Annotated in this window: 22 protein-coding genes and 1 riboswitch; of the genes, 13 read left to right on the forward strand and 9 right to left on the reverse strand. The window is 52.3% G+C overall.

The window, feature by feature from the left end:
• Positions 1-15: 15 nt before the first annotated feature.
• The 4 genes from ABXG94_RS07530 to ABXG94_RS07545 all read right to left on the reverse strand — a co-directional run bounded on the left by ABXG94_RS07530 (position 16) and on the right by ABXG94_RS07545 (position 3,749).
• Positions 16-1,182 carry a glutathionylspermidine synthase family protein gene (locus tag ABXG94_RS07530; RefSeq protein WP_353533245.1) on the reverse strand — a complete coding sequence of 389 codons (1,167 nt, stop codon included), beginning with the start codon at positions 1,180-1,182 and terminating at the stop codon, positions 16-18.
• 98 nt (positions 1,183-1,280) lie between these two features.
• Complete coding sequence (locus ABXG94_RS07535; protein WP_353533246.1) at positions 1,281-2,228, reverse strand: aldo/keto reductase; 948 nt, start codon at positions 2,226-2,228, stop codon at positions 1,281-1,283.
• Positions 2,225-3,439 carry a UxaA family hydrolase gene (locus ABXG94_RS07540; RefSeq protein ID WP_353533247.1) on the reverse strand — a complete coding sequence of 405 codons (1,215 nt, stop codon included), beginning with the start codon at positions 3,437-3,439 and terminating at the stop codon, positions 2,225-2,227. The genes ABXG94_RS07535 and ABXG94_RS07540 overlap by 4 nt, the downstream gene beginning before the upstream one ends.
• A complete protein-coding gene (locus ABXG94_RS07545; protein ID WP_353533249.1) occupies positions 3,432-3,749 on the reverse strand; it encodes a UxaA family hydrolase in 318 nt (105 codons plus the stop codon). Before ABXG94_RS07545 ends, ABXG94_RS07540 begins: the two co-directional genes overlap by 8 nt.
• A gap of 140 nt (positions 3,750-3,889) precedes the next feature.
• Between ABXG94_RS07545 and ABXG94_RS07550 the strand changes: the two genes are divergently transcribed.
• The 8 genes from ABXG94_RS07550 (at position 3,890) to ABXG94_RS07585 (ending at position 10,721) form a co-directional block, all read left to right on the forward strand.
• Positions 3,890-4,669, forward strand: a complete 780-nt coding sequence (locus ABXG94_RS07550; protein WP_353533251.1) for an ATP-binding cassette domain-containing protein — start codon at positions 3,890-3,892, stop codon at positions 4,667-4,669.
• Positions 4,670-4,676: 7 nt separating this feature from the next.
• Positions 4,677-5,663: an ABC transporter permease gene (locus tag ABXG94_RS07555; RefSeq protein WP_353533252.1), complete on the forward strand. Its 987-nt coding sequence runs from the start codon at positions 4,677-4,679 to the stop codon at positions 5,661-5,663.
• Positions 5,664-5,748: 85 nt separating this feature from the next.
• The gene (locus ABXG94_RS07560; RefSeq protein ID WP_353533253.1) at positions 5,749-6,660 is read left to right on the forward strand and encodes a sugar ABC transporter substrate-binding protein; all 912 of its coding nucleotides are present in this window, start codon (positions 5,749-5,751) and stop codon (positions 6,658-6,660) included.
• A gap of 74 nt (positions 6,661-6,734) precedes the next feature.
• Positions 6,735-7,760, forward strand: a complete 1,026-nt coding sequence (locus ABXG94_RS07565) for a zinc-binding alcohol dehydrogenase family protein (RefSeq protein WP_353533254.1) — start codon at positions 6,735-6,737, stop codon at positions 7,758-7,760.
• A 1-nt stretch (position 7,761) separates the two neighbouring features.
• Positions 7,762-8,541 (forward strand): SDR family NAD(P)-dependent oxidoreductase, encoded by a 780-nt coding sequence (locus ABXG94_RS07570; RefSeq protein ID WP_353533255.1) that lies wholly within the window; start codon positions 7,762-7,764, stop codon positions 8,539-8,541.
• A 1-nt stretch (position 8,542) separates the two neighbouring features.
• Positions 8,543-9,214 (forward strand): RraA family protein, encoded by a 672-nt coding sequence (locus ABXG94_RS07575; RefSeq protein ID WP_353533257.1) that lies wholly within the window; start codon positions 8,543-8,545, stop codon positions 9,212-9,214.
• Between the two features lie 48 nt (positions 9,215-9,262).
• Positions 9,263-10,165 (forward strand): GntR family transcriptional regulator, encoded by a 903-nt coding sequence (locus ABXG94_RS07580; protein WP_353533258.1) that lies wholly within the window; start codon positions 9,263-9,265, stop codon positions 10,163-10,165.
• A gap of 118 nt (positions 10,166-10,283) precedes the next feature.
• Positions 10,284-10,721, forward strand: coding sequence for an RbsD/FucU family protein (locus ABXG94_RS07585; protein ID WP_353533259.1), 438 nt, complete (start codon positions 10,284-10,286; stop codon positions 10,719-10,721).
• A 43-nt stretch (positions 10,722-10,764) separates the two neighbouring features.
• Here the strand turns inward: ABXG94_RS07585 and ABXG94_RS07590 are convergent, their stop codons facing one another.
• Positions 10,765-11,076 carry an ETC complex I subunit gene (locus tag ABXG94_RS07590; protein ID WP_353533260.1) on the reverse strand — a complete coding sequence of 104 codons (312 nt, stop codon included), beginning with the start codon at positions 11,074-11,076 and terminating at the stop codon, positions 10,765-10,767.
• Positions 11,077-11,230: 154 nt separating this feature from the next.
• A riboswitch (TPP riboswitch) is annotated at positions 11,231-11,352 on the forward strand.
• Positions 11,353-11,466: 114 nt separating this feature from the next.
• On the opposite strand from ABXG94_RS07590, the gene thiC reads away from it, so the two are divergent.
• From thiC to ABXG94_RS07605, 3 genes are all read left to right on the forward strand, one after another.
• Positions 11,467-13,269 carry a phosphomethylpyrimidine synthase ThiC gene (gene thiC / locus ABXG94_RS07595; RefSeq protein WP_353533262.1) on the forward strand — a complete coding sequence of 601 codons (1,803 nt, stop codon included), beginning with the start codon at positions 11,467-11,469 and terminating at the stop codon, positions 13,267-13,269.
• Between the two features lie 522 nt (positions 13,270-13,791).
• Positions 13,792-15,981 carry an excinuclease ABC subunit UvrB gene (uvrB, locus tag ABXG94_RS07600; RefSeq protein WP_353533263.1) on the forward strand — a complete coding sequence of 730 codons (2,190 nt, stop codon included), beginning with the start codon at positions 13,792-13,794 and terminating at the stop codon, positions 15,979-15,981.
• Between the two features lie 571 nt (positions 15,982-16,552).
• Positions 16,553-16,837 carry a hypothetical protein gene (locus ABXG94_RS07605; RefSeq protein WP_353533265.1) on the forward strand — a complete coding sequence of 95 codons (285 nt, stop codon included), beginning with the start codon at positions 16,553-16,555 and terminating at the stop codon, positions 16,835-16,837.
• On the opposite strand, the gene ABXG94_RS07610 is transcribed toward ABXG94_RS07605, so the two are convergent.
• Together ABXG94_RS07610 and ABXG94_RS07615 are read right to left on the reverse strand one after the other, a co-directional pair.
• The gene (locus tag ABXG94_RS07610; protein WP_353533266.1) at positions 16,834-17,238 is read right to left on the reverse strand and encodes a universal stress protein; all 405 of its coding nucleotides are present in this window, start codon (positions 17,236-17,238) and stop codon (positions 16,834-16,836) included. The genes ABXG94_RS07605 and ABXG94_RS07610 overlap by 4 nt on opposite strands.
• Before the next feature lie 27 nt (positions 17,239-17,265).
• Positions 17,266-17,586: an antibiotic biosynthesis monooxygenase family protein gene (locus tag ABXG94_RS07615; protein ID WP_353533267.1), complete on the reverse strand. Its 321-nt coding sequence runs from the start codon at positions 17,584-17,586 to the stop codon at positions 17,266-17,268.
• A 150-nt stretch (positions 17,587-17,736) separates the two neighbouring features.
• Here ABXG94_RS07615 and ABXG94_RS07620 point away from each other — a divergent pair, with 150 nt between their 5' ends.
• Positions 17,737-18,402, forward strand: coding sequence for a hypothetical protein (locus ABXG94_RS07620; RefSeq protein ID WP_353533268.1), 666 nt, complete (start codon positions 17,737-17,739; stop codon positions 18,400-18,402).
• A 52-nt stretch (positions 18,403-18,454) separates the two neighbouring features.
• Here ABXG94_RS07620 and ABXG94_RS07625 read toward each other — a convergent pair whose 3' ends face one another.
• On the reverse strand, positions 18,455-18,691 hold the full coding sequence (locus ABXG94_RS07625) for a hypothetical protein (protein WP_353533269.1): 237 nt from the start codon (positions 18,689-18,691) through the stop codon (positions 18,455-18,457).
• 287 nt (positions 18,692-18,978) lie between these two features.
• On the opposite strand from ABXG94_RS07625, the gene ABXG94_RS07630 reads away from it, so the two are divergent.
• On the forward strand, positions 18,979-19,944 hold the full coding sequence (locus ABXG94_RS07630) for a LysR family transcriptional regulator (protein ID WP_353533270.1): 966 nt from the start codon (positions 18,979-18,981) through the stop codon (positions 19,942-19,944).
• Positions 19,945-20,013: 69 nt separating this feature from the next.
• Here the strand turns inward: ABXG94_RS07630 and ABXG94_RS07635 are convergent, their stop codons facing one another.
• Positions 20,014-20,445 (reverse strand): low molecular weight protein-tyrosine-phosphatase, encoded by a 432-nt coding sequence (locus ABXG94_RS07635; protein ID WP_353533271.1) that lies wholly within the window; start codon positions 20,443-20,445, stop codon positions 20,014-20,016.
• Between the last annotated feature and the right edge of the window lie 107 nt (positions 20,446-20,552).

Consider the following 20,552-nt stretch of genomic DNA (forward strand, 5'->3'; position numbering starts at 1 on the left):
AAGCCCTAGCAGAATTTATGAGCGGATAAAATGCGGTTTAAAGCGTGACATATTTTGGGTGATGCGCGCCCGGTCTTCACGAATGCCAATCCCTGCGCATTCTTGTCCAATGATCCAAGCGCCGATAACTGGGTGAAAGCCGTCAAAATTAGGCAAAGGCGTATAGGCCTGAAGGATTCGTGCATGGGCGGCATAGTCGTTGTTGGGCGAGGCTTCGGTTTCAACGCCTTGTTCGACAATCTGAATAGAGGCCCCTTCACGCGAGAAAAGCGGTTTGCGCACAAAGGTTTCGTTCAGCGCAGATTTGGCGGCGTCGTCTTCGAAATAGGCGGGCAGCAAATTTGGGTGGCCTTCAAACAATTGCCAAAGGACTGGCAAAAGCCCTTTGTTTGACAAGACAGATTTCCACGCGGGTTCGAGCATTAAACATTGGGCGGTCTGAAGGTGTTTTGCATAGTCGTCCCGCAGCAGGTCTTCCCAGGGGTACAATTTAAACAAGGTTCCAATAACCCTGTCTTCATCATCCAGAAATTGCCCTTTGTCGCTGAGCCCAATTTTTTCAAGGTCCGTATAATGCGCGCCAAGCCCTGCTTCGCGGGCCGCCCAGCCCATGGCCTCGACGGTGGCATAGTCTTCGGGATCACCACCGACGGCGGTAAAATGCAGATTGCTATCGGGCGCAAAAACCGCGCGAAACCGGTCTACCAGCGCCTCGTGGATGCCGTTGAATTGATCATCGCCGGTCTGCAATACACCAGTTTCTAGTTGGTCCTCTAGCCAGCTCCATTGAAACGAGGCGCTTTCATAAAGCGAGGTAGGTGTGTCCGCGTTATATTCCAGCATCTTAGCTGGCCCGTTGCCATCATAGGCCAAATCAAAACGACCATAGATTTCCGGCTCTTCTTGCTGCCAGCTGTTGGCCACATAATCACGATGTTCTTCGGGGATCGCCAGACGTTCCATCAGCTCTTGGCTTTGGATGATCGTTGCAACAGCGTCACGGCACATCGCGTGCAGTTCTGTTGACGGGTCTTCGATGTCATCTTCGATTTGACGCAAGGAAAACTGATAGGCCGAGGTTTCGTCCCAATAGGGTTCACCGTGCATGTCCGCAAAGGTGAACCCAACTTCTTGGGCTTTGTCGCGCCAACCCGGGCGCTCTGGCAATGAAATCTTTTGCATATCTTCAATCCTTTGGCTGGATCTGACTATGCCAATTGTGCCGTAAACGCCATGGGCTGATGCGGGAATTTTAGCCAGCTACCAAACCTTATCAGAGATTAGAGTGACTCGAGGTTGCGGGCCAATGAACTGACCTTTCCGGTACCAATCAAAACACTTGCAACACAGTCCTGCGCGACCGCAAATCTAAGGGCGGCGGTGGCCAATGAGATGTTTTGCGCCGCGCTTTCCGCCTCTAGGGCTCGGGTGCGCTGCAGAATGTCCTGGCTGGCTGGTGCATAATCAAAATGGGCCCCGGGCACGGCCCCGGTGGCCAGAATGCCCGAGTTGAAAATGCCACCCAGCACCAGACTGACGCCCAGAGACTTGCAAAGAGGCACCAGAGTTTGCTCGGCTGTGCGATCAAGCAAGGTCCAGCGGCCTGCCAGCAAGATAACATCCAGCGGATGATCTTGCAGCACATCAATGCAGACCTCGCATTCGTTAACACCAAGGCCATAGGCCCCGATGCGCCCCTGTTGTTTCAGGTTGGCAAGCATGGGCAGGCCGGTTTCCATAAGGTCTTGGAAATGCTTTTGGTTGTCCGCGCCGTGGGTGGCCCTGCCAATGTCATGCACATAAAGGATGTCGATATAGTCCGTGCCAAGTCGCGCGCAGCTGCCATTGAAACTTTCAAGGATCCCTGCGCCGGAATAATCATAATGCACATCATTGGGCAGCGGATTTAGAAAGCCATCTGCCTCTGCGCGGACAGCCCCCGGCCGCAACACGCGCCCAACTTTTGTGGATAAGGTGATGGCGTCACGCGGCACGGTGCGCAAGAATTCCCCCAAGCGCGCCTCTGACAAGCCGCGCCCATAATGTGGGGCCGTGTCAAAATAGCGAATTCCGCTGTTCCACGAATAAGTTAGCAGCGATTGCGCATCGGCGGCAGTTACAGTGCGGTACATATTGGCGAGTGCGCTGCAGCCAAATGAAATTTGGCTGACAGAAACGGGCGTTTGCGCAATCTTGTTCGTTGGAAAATCAAAGCGATGCGCAGTCATGATGCCGCCTGTGTTGCTGGAAGGCAGTTGGGGCCCAAAGGGTCAAATGTCTTATAGGTCAATACAAACTCTTGATGGCCAAGTTTTTCTGATGCGGTGCGACCGCCCTTGGCAAGACCCAGGATTTTGGCAAAGATTTCTTCTCCGACAGAGGCTAAAGAGGCGTCTTCGCTGAGAATACGCCCGGCGTTCACATCCATGTCGCCGGCCATATGTGCATAGGTTTCTGGATTGGCGCAGACTTTGACAACCGGCGAGATGGCAGAACCCACAACTGACCCGCGCCCGGTGACAAAAATCACCGCATGTGCGCCACAGGAAATCATTTCGATAATTTCGGCGTTGTCGTTGATGTTCGGGAAGCCAAATATTGGTGTACCATCAGGCACCACATCCAATAGATAAAGACCGCCTTTGGGGGGCTGGATGCAGGGTTTTACGATGCCGGAAATCTGGCTATCTCCGGATTTGGCATAGGCCCCCAGTGACTTTTCTTCGATCGTGGACAGGCCACCTTCGGCGTTGCCTTGCGAAAACGACCCATAGCCCATGTGTGCATAATACTGTTCGGCTTTTTGAACGGTGTCGATCAGGCTTTTGGCCAATTCGGGCGTGGCGGCGCGGCCTGCCATGATGTGTTCACATCCAATCAATTCGCCGGTTTCCTCAAAAATACAGGTTGCGCCCTGCTGGATCAGCAAATCAAACGCCCGCCCTGCAGCGGGGTTGCCGGTGATACCAGACGTGGCGTCGCTGCCACCGCATATTGTGCCCACCACCAGTTCAGAAGGATGCATTTCGACCAGTGGCTGCTGCGCCAGCGATTTGAGCTGTTGCGCAACCCAGGCGCGGCCAGTTTCGACAGAGGCCATCGTTCCACCTGATCGCTGAATTGTCAGCAGCTCTGCTGGTCGGCCGCTTTGTTCTATCACGCTTGTTAACTGAGCTTTGCGAAAGTTCTCGCAGCCCAAAGAAACCATCAGCACCGCGCCCACATTGGGGTGGGTGCAAAGGGTTTCCATCATGTTCTGGGCATAGTCATTTGGAAAACAGCCCGGAAAGCCAATGACATGCACGTCAGCGTCTTCGAACGGGCGTATGATCTGGCGCGCCACATGGTGGGCGCATTCCACCAAGTAGGCCACAACAATGGTATTTCGAATGCCTTTACGGCCATCCTTGCGCGGCCAAGCCGTCATTTTTTCAGTCATTTTCTTGTGCTTCCATATCTTCGATTACGGTGTAACGGCTGGAGAGGTTATGAAGATGAACATGATCACCTCGGGCGATATCCTGTGACGCCACGCCAATTGGCACCCCGTATTTGAGCACGTCTGAACCCTGTGGAATCGGTGTAATTGCCACTTTGTGGCCCATGCCCAACGCCTCTGAAATGGTGATCTCGCCATGGGGTGATTGCAAGGTGCTCCCCTTGGTCACCGATTTTTTTAGGACAGAAATATTGTCTGAGGGATGCAGCTGCAAAAGCCCTTGGGATAAGGTTTTTAGGGGATCAGACACGCGAAAAACTCCTGGCTCAATCTATGCATTTTGGAATTATATGCAAAAAAAACATTTGACGGCAAGCCCAAATGTTTTTAATGGATAAGTAACAGAAGCGCAGAGGCAAGCCCTCTTTCCGCTGACCGGAGGAAGAAAAAATGACACAGACGGCGCACGCCAAAACAATTCTAGAGGCCCGGGGGATCAGCAAGCACTATGGCGGTGTTGTGGCCCTGGACAGCGTGGATCTTGATCTGCATGAGGGTGAAGTTTTGGCGATTGTAGGCGACAATGGCGCAGGTAAATCGACCTTGATCAAAGCCTTGACCGGGGCCATTCCTAAAACCCATGGCGACGTGACAATGGATGGCAAGCCGGTGCAAATCGACACACCTGCTGACGCAAAAAATGCAGGTATTGAAACGGTTTACCAAGATTTGGCATTGGTGAACGAACTGTCGATCACCAAAAACGTCTTTCTGGGCCGCGAACTCGTGAAGTCCAATGTGTTTGGGCGGGTTTTTGGGGCGCTGGACTTTGCAAAGATGGACGCTGAAATTCGGGCGCTGTTTGCAAAACTCGACATTCGCATCGCGGATATCTATCGCGAAGCCGAAGCCTTTTCAGGCGGGCAACGCCAAGCTGTTGCGCTTTCAAAAACCGTAATGTTTGGCAAGCGAATTGCCATTTTGGATGAACCTACTGCCGCACTTGGAGTGCGCGAAAGCAAGATGGCGATGGATCTGGTGCGCTCTTTAAAGGACCACGGGCTGTCAGTCATTATGATCACCCACAATATGCAACATGTGCTGAATTACTGTGATCGCGTCATGGTTTTGCGGCTCGGGAAATTGGCCGCAGTGCGGGACGTAAAAGACGTGGATGGCGACACATTGGTGGGGCTGATCACCGGCGCAACAGAAACCAAGGCAGCGTGAGATGACCATGACAAACCAAAATAGCGCGCAATCCGTTTCTATTCCCGCAACTGGCACAAGTGGGTGGCAAATCCTGAAATACCAGTTCTTACAAATTTGGCAGGTGCTGGCGGCGTTGGCACTGATTTACGCGGTCTTTTTTGTGCTCTCCCCGCCCTTTCGCAGCGTTGACACTTTGTTTTCGATTTTCTCGCAAGCCTCGATCCTTGCGGTTCTCGCTTGCGGCACCACGGTGGTGTTGATCTCTGGTGGGTTGGATTTGTCGGTTGGATCAATATTTGCCGTCGTAGGCGTGGTCGTCGGGATTTTGCTTAAGGAATACAACCTTGGTTATCCGCTGGCGATCCTAGGCGGTCTGGCTGTGGGCACGATGCTGGGTGCATTAAACGGCCTGATCCAAGTGCTTACAAAAGTGCCGGCTTTCATTGTCACCCTAGGCGGGCTGACGGCCTATAAAGGCTTGGCGGAATTACTTGGAAGTGGCAAGGACCTTTCCAGGTTTCCCGAAGGATTTCAAGCTCTTGGCTCTGGTTACATGGCGCCGATGGCGATCATGTTTGGGGCCGCAGTTTTGACCGGGCTTTTCCTGACAAAAACCCGTCTGGGCAACCATGCATTTGCGGTTGGCGGCAATGAAGAAGTGGCACGACTGTCTGGGGTGAATGTCGCCCGCAGCCGGGTTTACTATTACATGATTGGCGGCATGTTCGCAGCTGCCGCAGCCATCCTTGAAGTGTCCAAATTGAACTTTGCACAAAGCTCGCGCGGGCAAAGCTATGAGCTGTTTGCCATTGCGGCGGTGGTCATTGGCGGCACCAGTCTGTTCGGTGGCCGAGGCGGCGTGGGCAAGACAATCATTGGCATGCTGATCATGCAAACCATCATTGTTGGGCTGGCCTATTTAGGTGTTGGCACATCTTTCCAGCGCATCGCGATCGGGGCCATCATTATCCTGGCCGTCTATTGGGACGTTTGGCGACGCCCAGCGCGATAAATCCACAAATAACAAGCCCGTAAATGGGTGACCAACACAAAGCCCGCTTGGGGTGTGTCTAAAATCAACGGAGGAGACTATGACTATGAAATTTAAGACTTTTAAGGGACTGATGGCGGCCAGCATGACCGCGGTTTTGGTCACAGGCGCAGCCTATGCGGATGGCCTGCGTATTGCCTATACCGGGTACTCAACCGACCAGCCATTCTGGGTTGGTGTGGGCGATGCCGCCGCTGCAAAGGCCGGTGAGATGAATGTTGAATTTATCGATCTAACGGCCACTCAGGCGGATGCCGCTGCTCAAAAAGACGCTGTGGATCGCGCTATTAACATGGGTGTGGATGGCATTATCATTGGCTCAGTGGACAACCGTGCCTTTGGGGCCTCGCTGGACATGGCCGCTCGCAAGGGCATTCCGGTTGTTGCAGTGGACACCGGCATTGAACACGACCATGTGGCAAGTCTTGTTCAAACTGACAACCTGGCTGCGGCCGGAGTGGCAGGCGACTATATTGTCAGCCAAGTCAGCGAAGGTTCTGTTTTGATCCTGGGTGGCTCTGCGGGGCACCAAACCGGCAACGCACGTCGTGATGGCGTTAAGAATGCAGCAGAAGCTGCAGGTCTGGATGTGATCTTTGTAATCTGTGACTGGGCAGAAGCCTGCGGTTACGACACAACCATCAACCGTTTGCAGTCCAATCCAGACATCAAGGCGATTTTTGCAGCGTCTGACCCGATGGCATTAGCCGCCGTTTCAGCTGCCAAAGAACTAGGCAAGCTGGATGACGTAGTCATCGTTGGGTTTGATGGGAATCCGGGCAATCTTGAATCCATTGCAGCCAGCGAGCAAAGCGCAGACATCAAGCAGGATAACGCCAGCATGGGTGCCATGAGCGTGGCCAATCTGGTTGGCTTGATCAAGGGCCAAGAGGTTGCTGCCTTTACACCTATCGATGGCATTCTGATCACCGCTGAGAATGTGAACGACTACCGTTAATCTGATCTCCCTGAGGGTCGCCGGCACTGCTGGCGGCCCACGTTTACTGACCATTTCAAGGAATAACTGCCGCTATGAAAGCCCTCGTGATCGACCAGATCGGACATACAGAGTTTCGAGAAATCGAAACGCCGCAGCTTGGGAACAATGACGTTTTGTTGCGCGTGCTTCATGTTGGGCTTTGTGGCAGCGATTTAAACACATTTCGGGGTGCCAACCCGCTTGCCGCACTACCGCGTATTCCCGGCCACGAAATTGGCGGCGAAATTCTGGAAATTGGCCCGAATGTGCCAACAGATTTCCAACCGGGCAAACGTGGCATTGTCATTCCCTACTCCACCTGTGGCACCTGTATGGCCTGCCGATCTGACCGCCCAAATGCATGTAAAAACAACCAGACCTTGGGCGTGCAAAAAGACGGCGGCATGTGTGATGTAATTTCTGTGCCCTATGATCGGCTGATCCTAAACACCACTCTTCCTGCTCCGCATCTGGCCTTGGTCGAGCCCTTGTCGGTTGGCTTTCATGCTGTTGCACGCGGTCAAGTTTCAAAAGACGAAACTGTGGTTGTTATGGGCGGCGGTATGATTGGGGTTGGCGCGATACTGGGCGCAAAAGCGCGCGGTGCACGGGTGATCGTGGCAGAGGTGAGTGATGCCAAGACCGACACTTTGCTGGCGCTGGGTGTGGAAACCGTCATTAACCCGCAAACACAAGACTTGAACGCAGAGATCATGCGGTTGACAGATAATCTAGGTCCAAATCTGGTGATCGAAGCGGTTGGTCTGCCAGAGACGTTTCGGGCAGCGGTTGACTTGGCCAGTTTTGCCGGTCGTGTTGTTTATGTGGGGTATGCAAAGTCAGAGGTCAGCTACAACACGTCGCTGTTTAACCTGAAAGAGCTGGATATTCGTGGATCTAGAAATGCCACACGCGTGGATTTTGAGACGGTTATCTCGTTTCTGACAGGTCAAGAAAAACTGGCTAACACATTGATTTCAAAAATATTTCCTTGGACTAAAGCGGATCAAGCCTTCACCTATTGGGAGGCCAACCGGAACAAGACCTTTAAGGTCATGATTGATTTACAGGACGCTTAAGATGACCCAACCAAAAGACCTGTCTAAAGAATTTGGGCTTGCTGGAAAAACAGCACTTATCACCGGAGGCGGCACTGGATTGGGCAAGGCGATCGCCCAGTGTTTTGCCGAAAGCGGTGCCATTGTCATCATCGCGGGGCGCCGAGAAGAGGTTCTGAAGGCCACCTGTGCAGAGATTGGAATGGGTTGTGACTATGTCTTGCTGGACGTGACAGACATCGACAACTTGCCTGTTTTTGAGACACAGGTTTTTGAGAAATTTGGCATGATTGATGTGCTGGTCAACAATGCAGGCAACACCATCAAGAGGCCGTTTGAAGAGTCATCATTGGCGGAATTTGACGCCGTCTTTGACGTGCATGTGCGCGGCGCTTTGGAGCTGACACGCCTGGTCGTGCGCCGCATGTTGGCGGCAGATCACGCCGGGTCAGTGTTGTTTACCTCTTCGATGACGGCCTACATTGGCCAGCCTTTGGTCTCTGGCTATACCATTGCCAAAACGGCCATAAACGGTGTGGTTCGGGCGCTGTCCGCGGAATTTTCCAATCGCGGTATACGGTTCAATGGAGTGGCACCTGGATGGATCGACACCGATGTTTTTCGCAAAGCCACAAAGGGTGACGACGCTCGCAAGGCCAAAATCATGAGCAGAATTGCCATGGGCAAATTAGGGGACCCAAAAGATATCGGTTGGGCCTCGGTTTTTCTTTCTTCCCCAGCAGCTAGCTATATCACCGGCCAAGTGCTTTTGGTTGATGGCGGCGCAGCCACAGGATTTTAATATGACTGATCAACAGCTCTTTGAGCAAATCACCAACAATCTGTTCACCGCAGTTGTGGGCGATGTACTGGACGTGATGGGCTATCGCAAACAATTCTTGGCGCAACCGATCAAGCCATTGGTTCCGGGCACAAAAATCGTTGGACGGGCGATGACGGTACTGGAAGCCGACTATTTGGAAGGAGCGGGAAATGGCCCCTTGGCAGACAAACCATTTGGGGTGATGTTCAAGGCCCTAGATGATCTGAGGCCGGGGGAAATCTATATCGCGTCAGGCGCATCGCTGGACTATGCGCTTTGGGGCGGGTTGATGTCGACACGCGCACAACATTTGAACGCTGCGGGGGCCATTCTCAATGGCTATATCCGCGACACTGATGAAATCAAAAAATTGGAATTCCCGGTGTTTTCGCGCGGCAGTTATGCGCAGGATCAGGGCGTGCGCGGCAAAGTTTTGGATTATCGCGTGCCAATCATGGTCGATGGGGTTTTGGTGACCCCTGGGGATTTGATCTTTGCCGACGACGAGGGTGTGCTGATCATACCTCGGGCTGTCGAAGCAGAGGCCGTAGCCGCAGCTTTGGAGAAATGCGCAACTGAAAATCAAGTGGCCGTTGCCATACGGGGAGGCATGTCGACGCAAGAAGCGTTTGAAACTTATGGCGTCATGTAGGTATACCAGTGTAACGGAGTTTAATGGATAAAGTACTAAAGGCGCGCCATGTCCCGCAACAATTCGATGTACAAAGAAGCATTTAACCGCAGCCTTGATTATATTTCAATGCTAGGGGTAAAGGCAAAACTACCTGCCGAAGTCGAATTGTCTGAAAATTGGGGCATCAGCAGAACCACGGTGCGTGCCGTCTTGCACCATTTGGATGAAACTGACGTTATTCGCTGGTCTGGCCGCAGCAAGATCATCTTGCGCAAGCCCAAAAAGGCCGACTATTTCGCCCAAGCCGAAACCATTTCCAGCAGTGCCAAAGTGGAAACCCGCTTTATGGAGTATATCCTCGGCGGGGATTTGAAACCCGGTGCGATTTTGCGCGAAAGCGAATTGGTGCGGGAGTTTGATGTCAGCACATCGGTGGTGCGGGAATTCCTGATCCGGTTCTCGCGATTTGGGCTGATCGAAAAAGAACCCAACAGGCATTGGGTTTTGCGGGGATTTACACGAAATTTTGCCATCGAATTGTTTGACGTGCGCGAGATGTTTGAGTTCCGCGCCTTTCGGCATTTGCTTACTCTTGACCCAAGCCATGACACACGCGCACGCTTGGTGGGTCTTGAAACCGCGCACCGCGCAATCATTGCTGACATCGACGGCCAGTATCTGAATTTTCCGCGGCTGGACGAACAATTTCACCACATAATGATCAATGAATTAGACAACCGCTTTATTGTCGATTTCTTTGAATTGGTTTCGGTGATCTTCCACTATCACTATCGGTGGAACAAGAAAGACGAACCAGAACGTAACCTGCACGCAGCGCATCAACATCTTGATATTATTGCCGCGATTCAGGCCGGTGACAACGACCAAGCACTTACGGCGTTTCAGACGCATTTGAACGATGCCCGCGCTACTTTGTTGAATTCCGTGATCTGGGACAGCGAAAATTGAGTATGCGCCCGGTTCCTGGGGCATCTGTGTATGCCTCCGGTTCTTTGGGCGAGTCGCAAGGTAGCCTTGCAGCCGCATTCACAAGCACAGATGACCTCTTGCCAGAAAGCCCTAGCTGATGTTGAAAAACATAGATCCGATTTTGTCCCCTGACCTTTTACATGTTTTGCGCAGCATGGGGCATGGCGACGAATTAGTCGTGGTAGATGCCAACTTTCCGGCGACCAGCCATGCCCAAAGGATGGTGCGTCTTGAAGGTGTCTCGGCCACGCATGCTGTGCAGGCCATCCTGTCGCTAATGCCGCTGGATACATATGTTGATGCGGCGGTTTTCTCGATGGAAAATGCCGCCGATGTCACAACACTGCCCCGCGTGGTGCAGGAGTTTCAGGACATTGTGTCGATGGAAACCGAAAATGAAATGCAGATACAACCCATTGAACGGTTTGGGTTTTACGATCGAGCAAAGACCGCGTTTGCAATTGTGCAAACCGCCGAAACCCGCCATTTTGGCAATCTTATTCTTAAAAAAGGCGTGCTGGCGGACACCGCATAGCGTCAAATTCTGGGACTATATTAACGCCGCAGGTGTCGAAAACTTAGTGCGTCCACGCGCCCTTGCGGTTTGTGGCAAAGTTTTCGCCATAGCCGCCAGCGCGCACATTTGGCTTGCGCTTATGCGGTTCAGTGACCTGTGCCTGGATGCCGCGTTCCTGGGCATAATCCAATGCGGCTTCTTTCGAAGAAAACCGTAATTTAACCTGCGATTGCGTATCATCGGTCGCGGTCCACCCCATCAGCGGATCGATATCGCGCGCTGAAGATTGGGTGAATTCCAGAACCCAAATCTTGGTTTTGGCTTGGCCCGATGTCATGGCATTGCGGGCAGGCTGATAAATACGAGCGATCATCGCAAACTCCTTGGTCTTGGTGCTTTATCCGGGATTTGTTCCTCTCGGGCAAGGCCTGAATCGTCGCAGCGCCGCCTCTGCACACCAGATTCTGGTCTCGTGTCAGTCCAAATCGGAAAATGCATTGACCAAACAACCCTAGCGAGAATATCGTGTCCGGACGCAGGGGGGTCTCGCTTTAGAGACTGAGAGGCGAATATGGGCATTAGCCCAGTGTCGCGACCCTTTGAACCTGACCCAGTTGATACTGGCGTAGGAAGCTAGGTGCGCATCGGCATTGGGTCTGTACAGCCCGTTGCACTGCGATTTCTGAATAAGGGTTGTACACCCTTTGTTTCCCGTTCCGACTTCACCTGGTGGCCTTTTGATTAATCGCTGAGGAGCACCATTTTGAATATTCCAAACCCCACCATCACAACGGGTGCCCTGCCCGCTTCGCGCAAAATCTATGTCAATGGTGACATTCATAAAGACATCCGTGTGCCGATGCGGGAAATCGCGACCCACGTCAGCGCAGGCGAACCGCCCCTGCCAGTTTATGACAGTTCGGGGCCGTATACTGACCCGGATTATCTAACAGATATTCGCCAGGGATTGCGCGCCCTGCGTGAGGATTGGATTTTGGCGCGCGGCGACGTCGAGGCCTATGACGCCCGTGCTGTCAAACCAGAGGACAACGGGTTTGTGGAAGGCGATCGCCTGGTCGCCGAGTTTCCACATCTGCGCAAGCCGTTGAAAGCAAAGGAAGGCAAGGCGGTCACGCAATATGAGTATGCCCGCCGAGGTATCATCACGCCGGAAATGGAATTTGTAGCCATCCGCGAAAACCAGCTGCGCGAAACATCCCCATGTCACCGCGATGGCAATGATTTTGGGGCCAATATCCCAGACTATGTGACACCTGAGTTTGTGCGCAGTGAAATAGCCGCGGGTCGCGCGATTATCCCGGCCAATATCAACCACCCGGAATTGGAACCGATGATTATCGGGCGCAACTTTCTGGTGAAAATCAACGCCAATATGGGCACTTCGGCCGTAACCTCTTCGATGGAAGAAGAGGTAGACAAGCTGGTGTGGTCGATCCGTTGGGGCGCGGATACGGTGATGGATCTGTCAACCGGTCGCAACATTCACAACACCCGCGAATGGATTATTCGCAATTCTCCGGTGCCTATCGGGACCGTTCCAATTTACCAAGCGCTGGAAAAAGTGAACGGCATCGCCGAAGACCTGACTTGGGACGTGTTCCGCGACACGCTGATCGAGCAGGCCGAGCAAGGTGTTGATTACTTTACGATTCACGCAGGCGTGCGCCTGCATATGGTGCCCATGACCGCTGAACGCGTCACCGGAATTGTCAGCCGAGGTGGTTCGATCATGGCCAAATGGTGCCTGCATCACCACAAAGAAAGCTTTCTATACGAGCACTTTGACGAGATTGCTGACATCTGCCGCCAATATGATGTTTCCTTCTCTCTGGGGGATGGCCTGCGCCCAGGCTCGATCGCGGACGCGAATGACGAAGCGCAATTTGCCGAGCTGGAAACCCTGGGGGAACTGACCAAGATCGCGTGGGCCAAAGGCTGTCAGGTGATGATTGAGGGACCGGGCCATGTTGCAATGCACAAAATCAAGGAGAACATGGACAAACAGCTGGAGTGCTGCCACGAGGCCCCATTCTATACGCTTGGACCTCTGACCACCGACATTGCGCCGGGATATGATCATATTACATCCGGAATTGGCGCGGCGATGATTGGTTGGTTTGGCTGCGCGATGCTGTGCTATGTGACCCCCAAAGAGCATTTGGGATTGCCAGATCGAGACGACGTAAAAGTCGGCGTCATCACGTATAAAATTGCGGCGCATGCCGCGGATTTGGCCAAAGGATTGCCAGGTGCGCAACGCCGAGACGATGCTTTATCACGGGCAAGGTTTGAGTTCCGTTGGGAAGATCAATTCAACCTGTCGCTAGACCCGGATACAGCGCGCGAATTCCACGATCAGACCCTGCCCAAAGAAGCGCATAAGGTCGCGCATTTTTGCTCGATGTGCGGGCCAAAATTCTGCTCTATGCGCATTTCACACGACATTCGCGCCGAGGCTCAGAAAGAAGGCATGGAGGCCATGGCAGCGAAATTTCGAGAGGGAGGCGCGTTGTACGTGCCCATCAAAGAAGACACCACCGACTAAAAAAAGTGCCTCTGCCTAAGTGGGGGCATGCTTTCTAGGGATTTTCAAGCGCCTTGGTTGCCGGACGTTCCACGGGGAGCGAGGGGTATTAGTGTGGGTCGCTCAGCAACCAAGCGCTGCTTGCCTCATAATGATACCGAAATTGTGAATTATTTAGCAAGCTTTTGGATCAATTATTGAAACACGTTAAAGTGGTGCGCACGATTTCGACTTCGCCTAAGAATTATAGTTCAAGGAAACAAACCACTTAGGCTATTCCTTAAATGACCATTCAAGTATTGCTGTCCTTACCTAGGGTAAACTTGCATCACACATTTGGTAAAATGTCACAAAACTGCGACAAACCGTCTCAATTTATTTGATTGTCTGGTCACAAAATAGATGATTGAGCCCCAGAATCACCCTGCTGCCAATTTTTGACAGCAGGGTAATGATATATTCGCCCCGATGGCAAAAGATTTCCCGGCACGGGTTGCAAGAGAACAAAAACAGATCAAATTAAGGGCAACAAAGGGAATCTCTATGCAGCTTGTCGACACAGATCAGACCACACCCAAGGCAAATTCGCCGCGCGCGGCGCGTGAAAAGCTAGAGGGTGGGAAGAGGTTTGTTCTGCATACAGATTTTGACCCTGCCGGAGATCAACCCACCGCAATCGCAGAGCTTTCAGCGGGTGTGGAAAATGGGGAACGCGATCAAGTTCTGCTGGGGGCCACGGGCACTGGTAAGACATTTACGATGGCCAAACTTATTGAAAAAACCCAAAGACCGGCGATCATTCTGGCCCCTAACAAGACCTTGGCAGCGCAGTTGTACGGTGAATTCAAAGGATTCTTCCCAGAAAACTCTGTCGAATACTTTGTATCATTCTATGACTATTACCAACCCGAAGCCTATGTGGCCCGCAGCGACACATTCATTGAAAAAGAAAGCCAAATCAATGAACAGATCGACCGTATGCGACATGCCGCAACCCGGTCGCTCCTAGAACGCGACGACGTGATTATTGTGGCCTCTGTCAGCTGCATTTATGGCATCGGCTCGGTTGAAACCTATTCTGCCATGACCCAGGACTTGGTTGTGGGTAAAGAGTATGACCAACGGCAGGTGATGCAGGACCTGGTGGCCCAGCAATACCGCCGCAATGATCAAGCCTTTCAACGCGGCTCGTTTCGGGTGCGCGGCGACAGCCTAGAGATCTTTCCGGCCCACCTTGAGGATCGCGCTTGGCGGCTCTCGTTTTTTGGCGAAGAGCTTGAAGGCATCACTGAGTTCGATCCGTTGACCGGCGAGCGCACGGATACTTTTGAAAAGATACGCGTCTATGCAAACTCACACTATGTGACACCCAAGCCAACTTTGCAGCAAGCGGTCATCAGCATAAAAAAAGAACTGCGGATGCGACTGGACCAATTGGTGAGCGAAGGCAAATTGCTAGAGGCACAACGGTTAGAGCAACGCACAAATTTTGATGTCGAAATGATCGAAGCCCAGGGGTTTTGTAACGGCATCGAAAACTATTCTCGGTATCTGACGGGGCGCGCACCGGGTGAACCGCCCCCTACCCTATTTGAATTCATCCCTGACAACGCTTTGGTCTTTGCTGATGAAAGCCATGTGTCGGTGCCGCAGATTGGCGGGATGTACAAAGGCGACCATCGTCGAAAATTCACCTTGGCAGAGCATGGGTTTCGCCTGCCGTCTTGCATGGACAACCGCCCCCTCAAGTTTGAGGAATGGGACGCAATGCGGCCTCAGTCGATTTTTGTATCGGCGACCCCCGCGGCCTGGGAGCTGGAACAATCTGGCGGCGTGTTTACCGAACAGGTGATCCGGCCAACTGGACTATTGGACCCAGAGGTTGAAATTCGCCCGGTTGACATGCAAGTTGACGATCTTCTGGATGAAATCCGCAAGGTGGCAGCCGACGGGCTTCGAACTTTGGTCACCACCTTGACCAAACGCATGGCAGAAGACCTGACAGAATATCTGCACGAACAGGGCATCAAAGTCCGCTATATGCACAGCGAAATTGACACGCTGGAACGGATCGAAATCCTGCGTGATCTTAGACTTGGTGCGTTTGATGTGCTGATTGGTATTAACCTGCTGCGCGAAGGACTAGACATTCCGGAATGCGGGTTGGTGGCCATACTGGATGCTGACAAAGAGGGTTTTCTGCGGTCAGAAACGTCTTTGGTGCAAACCATCGGCCGTGCCGCACGGAACGCCGATGGGCGGGTCATTATGTATGCCGACAAAATCACCGGCAGCATGGAGCGCGCATTGCGCGAAACCGAAAGACGACGCACAAAACAAATGGCCTATAACGAATTGCACGGGATCACCCCGGCAACCGTTAAAAAGAACGTCGAAGATGTATTGGCGGGCCTTTATAAAGGCGACACAGATATGTCGCGTGTGACGGCCACAATCGACAAGCCATTGCATGGTGCCAATTTGGAGGCCCATCTGGACGGGCTACGTCAAGATATGCGCAAAGCTGCCGAGAACCTAGAGTTTGAAGAGGCGGCACGTCTGCGTGACGAGGTAAAGCGGCTGGAAGCTGTTGATCTGGTCATTTCCGATGACCCATTGGCGCGACAGTCTGCGGTTGACGCAGCGGCAGAGCAATCGATCAACTCAAAAGGGCGATCAACGGCAGGCCGCCCCGGCCAACGCGGTGGCAACGTACGGCGTCGCGGGCGGTAAATTTCTGCGATATTGGTGTCTCGGGAGGCTCTCGCAGTGCCAAATCGCCATATTTGTGCGGTGAAACATCACCCGTCAAATAACTTGCGCCGAGGTTCTTAGATGAGCTGCAGCACCCAAATTCTTGTTATTTTGGTATAAACATCGTTGATCGTCAGCGCCAGTTTATTAGAATTCTCAGTTTAGAAAGCCGTCCGTATTCCTAAAAACAATTTGTCAAAAACACTTTATAATTCTTGCAAAGTCACTTGAGAAGTGGGCTTTACGGGCTGTGAGCAATTATCCAAATCGAATATTATACTGTAGTAGATCCTAAAATTGTCAGAATAGTTATCCTTTCTTGATATATCAAAAAAATTCAGAACCTCAATTCTGGCAATTTGTAAGTTCTTGTTCAAATCCGAAGTTCTATCCACATCGACCTGTGGAAAAGCTGTGAACAAATTGTATCGTTTTAAGTTCACTTTGAAAGGGTGACAGAACTCACTGAAACGACTAGTTTTTCAGAACCCATGCGCGCTTGGGCCATTTTCGCCATGCGCAAGGCAGAAACCTTGAAAGTCGAGGACCTATGAAACAGTTCGTGCACATCCTGATTTCGATGCAAATCATAGGTTGGGTCCTGTTTATGTCCCTTGCGCTTCTGACGGCAGAGAGTGCAAACAATTCTGGAAACGCCCGCGGCTATTTGTTTTTGGGCATCATCTCGATGATCGTTTGTTTCATTCCGGCCATGCGATATTCTTATCGGTATGACCGCCAGCCCATCGCCTTTTTCTTGGCGGTGATACCTGTGCTGGTGCTGATGGGCGTTGTTATTGCAAACAATCTGACAGCTGCTGCCCTATTGCCCTAACGCGCAATATGTACTCCGCAGGTGGCGTGACGAACGACCTGTGCAGCCGTTGAACCAAGCAAGAATTCAGGCGAGCCTTCGCGGTGAGCGGACAGCAAAATACAATCAACCGCGTGATCTCTGGCCCATTCCAAAATCGTACGACCGGGCTGTCCCTCGGCGACCACGCCTGACGTATTTGGCAGGTCTTTTGCCATATCCCGAAGCGAGGCCTCGATCGTGGTTTGCGCTTCGTCTCGGTAACCCTTGGGGAAATAGCTGGAGGCGTATTTCGGGATCGCTCCCATGACGTGCAACAGCGTCACTTTGGCGTCATGATCCGCCAAAGCCGCCGCTGCGCGCAGCACACCTTCGGTGCTGTCTTCGTCAAACGAGATCGGAATCAGAATGTTCTTATACATTTCTCATCTAGCTCACATTATGTAGCGTCAATCAAACGTGTCGATCACGTCGTACATAACAGGCTCAAAGCTCTTGCACAGTTCGTTTATGCGCCGATTGCGGTCGCGCATTTCGGGCGTCCGCAGCATAGCTTGAAACGCTTCCCGGTTTTCCCATTGGGAATAATTTGCGACCCGAGTCTGAGCGTCGTTTACATGCAGGCCCGCAGCGATAAAGCCTGGTTGTTTTGAAATGATCAAATCATAGGCCTCGGTCAAAGCTTCGATAACGTCCTGACATGTGCCAGGCGTTACATCCAGCGTTGTGATAACGGTTTGGCGGGCTTCGCCTTTTTTGATCTGTGGCATGCTGGCTCCTTCTTGGCTTTGCTTTAGCCTAGCGCCCTGTTTGGGAAAAGCACGCGAAAACTTTAACAATGTCACCAGACATCGCAGAGCCACGCGACGTTAAGCAATTGTTTACCAATCTCTTTTGAAATTAGACTCTGGGGGGAAAACATGCGGTGGTTCTGTTTATTCTTGATTTTGCTTTTGCCGTCTGAAGCACGCGCAGGCCCTTGGTTGCGCCCGGTCAATCAGGGATTTGTCTCGGTGCGAGGTGCATTGGCTTGGCCATCAGGCACCCAGCTGATGACGCAAAGCCAGTCACTTTTTGCGGAATTCGGAGCGACAGAAAAAACCACCGTATTTATAAAGATCGACAAAGGATCGAACCGGGATATCTCGGTGTTAGTCGGGGCCAAGCGCATGTTGAGACATGCGGAAAATGGCTGGCGCGCAAGCTACACGCTTGGCATTGGACAAACCACGCAGGGCACCGACGCACCGGCCACCTTGAGCGCCGGGCTGTCTTTAGGCCGGAATATTACAGCTTTTGGGACGCCGGGTTGGCTTTCATTGGATGCCGATATTTTTCTTTATGAAACGCGGCTTCCAACCGGTGGCAAACTTTTGGGTACTGCGGGTATAACCTTGAAGAACCAAGTAAAACTGATGTTGCAGCTTAGCGCCGAAAGCCAAGCTGGCCAAGCTTGGTTTTTTGGTATCGAGCCCTCTTTCGCCCTGCCAATATCTGATCAGCAGCACTTGAAAATCGGACTATCAAAACAAACCTACGGTAACGGAGCACTTGGCGCGTCACTGGAAATTTGGACAACGTTCTAAGACCGTTCACATTTTTTGCGCGACCTTTGAATTTTTCAAAATTTGCGGCATACTACAAACAGGGCAAGAGGGCCGCATCCAAGTGTTGGCCAAAAGAGGCAAAGATGAAAACATCAATTTTGACAGTGGTGATTGCGGTATGCATGGTTTCAGTGCCCGCAATCCAGGCCCATGCCGGGCCCATTTCCAGCGCATGTGTGAAATCAGATCGCAAGGCGGCGTCCCGCAGGCTTTGCAACTGTATACAAAGCGTTGCCAATGACAAACTTTCGCGTGCAGACCAACGCATGGCCGCGAGCTTTTTCAAAGACCCAAGCAAAGCTCAGGAAATCCGTCAATCCGACAGAAGATCTCACGAGATCTTTTGGAAGCGATATAAGAAATTTGGCGAAGCCGCGTCATCGGTTTGCGAGCGTCATAGCTGAGACAACCAAAGGGAAAGCCGGGTTTCCAACTGGGGCGCACCGGCGCATTCTCGAATTTGAACGCGCTATTTTCGCCTGGCTGACCGTTACGAATTTGATTGACCCAGCATCGCGCTACATTCACAAAAGGCAAATCTAACAGGAGATTTGCATGTTAAGCAAAGGCGTCACCCTGCGCGGCCTAGAAGTGTTTGAATCTTTGGCGGGTACGGGATCGGTTGCTTTGGCTGCCCAGAGCACAGGCCTAAGCCAACCGGCCGTCAGCCAGCAAATGCGCAATCTGGAAACAGCACTGGGCGCCGATCTGTTAGACCACACCAAACGCCCGATGCAATTGACTCCGGCTGGGCGAAATTTCTTGGCGCGCACGCGGGCAGTCCTGTCTGAATTGCGCCTGGCCCAATCAGAACTTAGCGTCGTTGACCTGACACATCTGCGCACCTTAAACATGGGGATCATTGATGATTTTGACGATGATTTGACCCCAAGATTGGTGACTGAGCTTGCAGAAAGCTTGACAAAATGCCGGTTCAAATTGGTCACCGCCTCGAGCCATGACATTACCGCAGCGATGAAGGATCGGCGATTACACATTGGCGTTGCCGCCTCTACCGGTGAGGTAATGGACGGGATTGTTGAACATCCATTGGTGAGAGATCCCTTTATTTTGGTGACCCCGACTTCACATGCGCCTGCCGGTGCCAACACTGACGATGTGATGCGCGACTTACCGTTTTTGCGATATGATCGTGATCAATTGATTTCTCGGCAAATTGATGCGCATCTCTCGCGACTTAAACTTGAATTCACAGAACGGTTTGAAATTGGCAGTCATTTGGCTTTGATGGCCTGCGTGGCGCGCGGCATTGGCTGGTCCATCACCACGCCTCTTGGGTTTATGCGCGCGGTTCGCTTTCACGACAACGTCACAGCACATCCGCTGCCATTTGCGCATTTTTCGCGTCAAATCTCGCTTTTTGCTGGCACGGACTGGGCCGACCAGGTGCCACGAGAAGTTGCGCAAACCATCCGCCGATTGGTCAACAGAAACGTGATCTCGCCGGCGCTGCGCAGTCAGTCGTTCTTGCAAGGCGAATTGCGGGTCTTGTCCGAATAGGTCTGGCAAAACTCTGATTTCGAGGGTGTCAGTATTTGCCGCTATATTTCAATTTTCTTAAAGAAGAACTTAGCCGATATCTGCGACCAATCCATTTGCGCACACCTCTATCAGATCCAAAGCCCCCGAAAAATCACGGGTATAATAAGGGTCTGGCACATGGTCCATGCCCGCTTCGGGCGCATAATCGGTCAGCAACCGTACAGGTGTTTGATTGCCATTTGGCCGCAAATTTTCGATGTCAGACACATTGCTTTCGTCCATGCCGATGATCAGATCAAAATCAACAAAGTCTTGTTTGACGAACTGCCGAGCGCGCAAATCTGAAAAGTCATAGCCCCGTTGCTTGGCAGCGTCGAGCATTGGCCCGTACGGCGGCTTGCCAACGTGCCAGCCAGCTGTGCCCGCACTATCGGTCTCACAGGCTGTCAGGGCGCGAAAAACTCCCTCGGCAGAGGGGCTGCGGCAGATGTTGCCAAGACACACAAATAGGACCTTCATTTTGACTCTTCTTTCGGGTTTTGGGTACGCAAACTTGCTGATGCGGGTTGCTCAGAATGACTGCAACTATAGCGGCACATAAAAAGGGGCCAAGCAATCGCTCGGCC

Origin of the sequence: Cognatishimia sp. WU-CL00825 (genome assembly GCF_040364665.1) — a bacterium.
Classification (GTDB): Bacteria; Pseudomonadota; Alphaproteobacteria; order Rhodobacterales; family Rhodobacteraceae; genus Cognatishimia.

Coding starts and splice junctions, on each gene's coding strand:
- ABXG94_RS07630 (WP_353533270.1), top strand. CDS start 18,979: ATGTTAAGCAAAGGCGTCACCCTGCGCGGCCTAGAAGTGTTTGAATCT.
- uvrB (WP_353533263.1), top strand. CDS start 13,792: ATGCAGCTTGTCGACACAGATCAGACCACACCCAAGGCAAATTCGCCG.
- ABXG94_RS07570 (WP_353533255.1), top strand. CDS start 7,762: ATGACCCAACCAAAAGACCTGTCTAAAGAATTTGGGCTTGCTGGAAAA.
- ABXG94_RS07575 (WP_353533257.1), top strand. CDS start 8,543: ATGACTGATCAACAGCTCTTTGAGCAAATCACCAACAATCTGTTCACC.
- ABXG94_RS07590 (WP_353533260.1), bottom strand. CDS start 11,076: ATGATCGCTCGTATTTATCAGCCTGCCCGCAATGCCATGACATCGGGC.
- ABXG94_RS07580 (WP_353533258.1), top strand. CDS start 9,263: ATGTCCCGCAACAATTCGATGTACAAAGAAGCATTTAACCGCAGCCTT.
- ABXG94_RS07635 (WP_353533271.1), bottom strand. CDS start 20,445: ATGAAGGTCCTATTTGTGTGTCTTGGCAACATCTGCCGCAGCCCCTCT.
- ABXG94_RS07550 (WP_353533251.1), top strand. CDS start 3,890: ATGACACAGACGGCGCACGCCAAAACAATTCTAGAGGCCCGGGGGATC.
- ABXG94_RS07605 (WP_353533265.1), top strand. CDS start 16,553: ATGAAACAGTTCGTGCACATCCTGATTTCGATGCAAATCATAGGTTGG.
- ABXG94_RS07555 (WP_353533252.1), top strand. CDS start 4,677: ATGACAAACCAAAATAGCGCGCAATCCGTTTCTATTCCCGCAACTGGC.
- ABXG94_RS07530 (WP_353533245.1), bottom strand. CDS start 1,182: ATGCAAAAGATTTCATTGCCAGAGCGCCCGGGTTGGCGCGACAAAGCC.
- ABXG94_RS07535 (WP_353533246.1), bottom strand. CDS start 2,228: ATGACTGCGCATCGCTTTGATTTTCCAACGAACAAGATTGCGCAAACG.
- ABXG94_RS07560 (WP_353533253.1), top strand. CDS start 5,749: ATGAAATTTAAGACTTTTAAGGGACTGATGGCGGCCAGCATGACCGCG.
- ABXG94_RS07565 (WP_353533254.1), top strand. CDS start 6,735: ATGAAAGCCCTCGTGATCGACCAGATCGGACATACAGAGTTTCGAGAA.
- ABXG94_RS07625 (WP_353533269.1), bottom strand. CDS start 18,691: ATGCGTTGGTCTGCACGCGAAAGTTTGTCATTGGCAACGCTTTGTATA.
- ABXG94_RS07610 (WP_353533266.1), bottom strand. CDS start 17,238: ATGTATAAGAACATTCTGATTCCGATCTCGTTTGACGAAGACAGCACC.
- ABXG94_RS07585 (WP_353533259.1), top strand. CDS start 10,284: ATGTTGAAAAACATAGATCCGATTTTGTCCCCTGACCTTTTACATGTT.
- ABXG94_RS07540 (WP_353533247.1), bottom strand. CDS start 3,439: ATGACTGAAAAAATGACGGCTTGGCCGCGCAAGGATGGCCGTAAAGGC.
- ABXG94_RS07620 (WP_353533268.1), top strand. CDS start 17,737: ATGCGGTGGTTCTGTTTATTCTTGATTTTGCTTTTGCCGTCTGAAGCA.
- ABXG94_RS07615 (WP_353533267.1), bottom strand. CDS start 17,586: ATGCCACAGATCAAAAAAGGCGAAGCCCGCCAAACCGTTATCACAACG.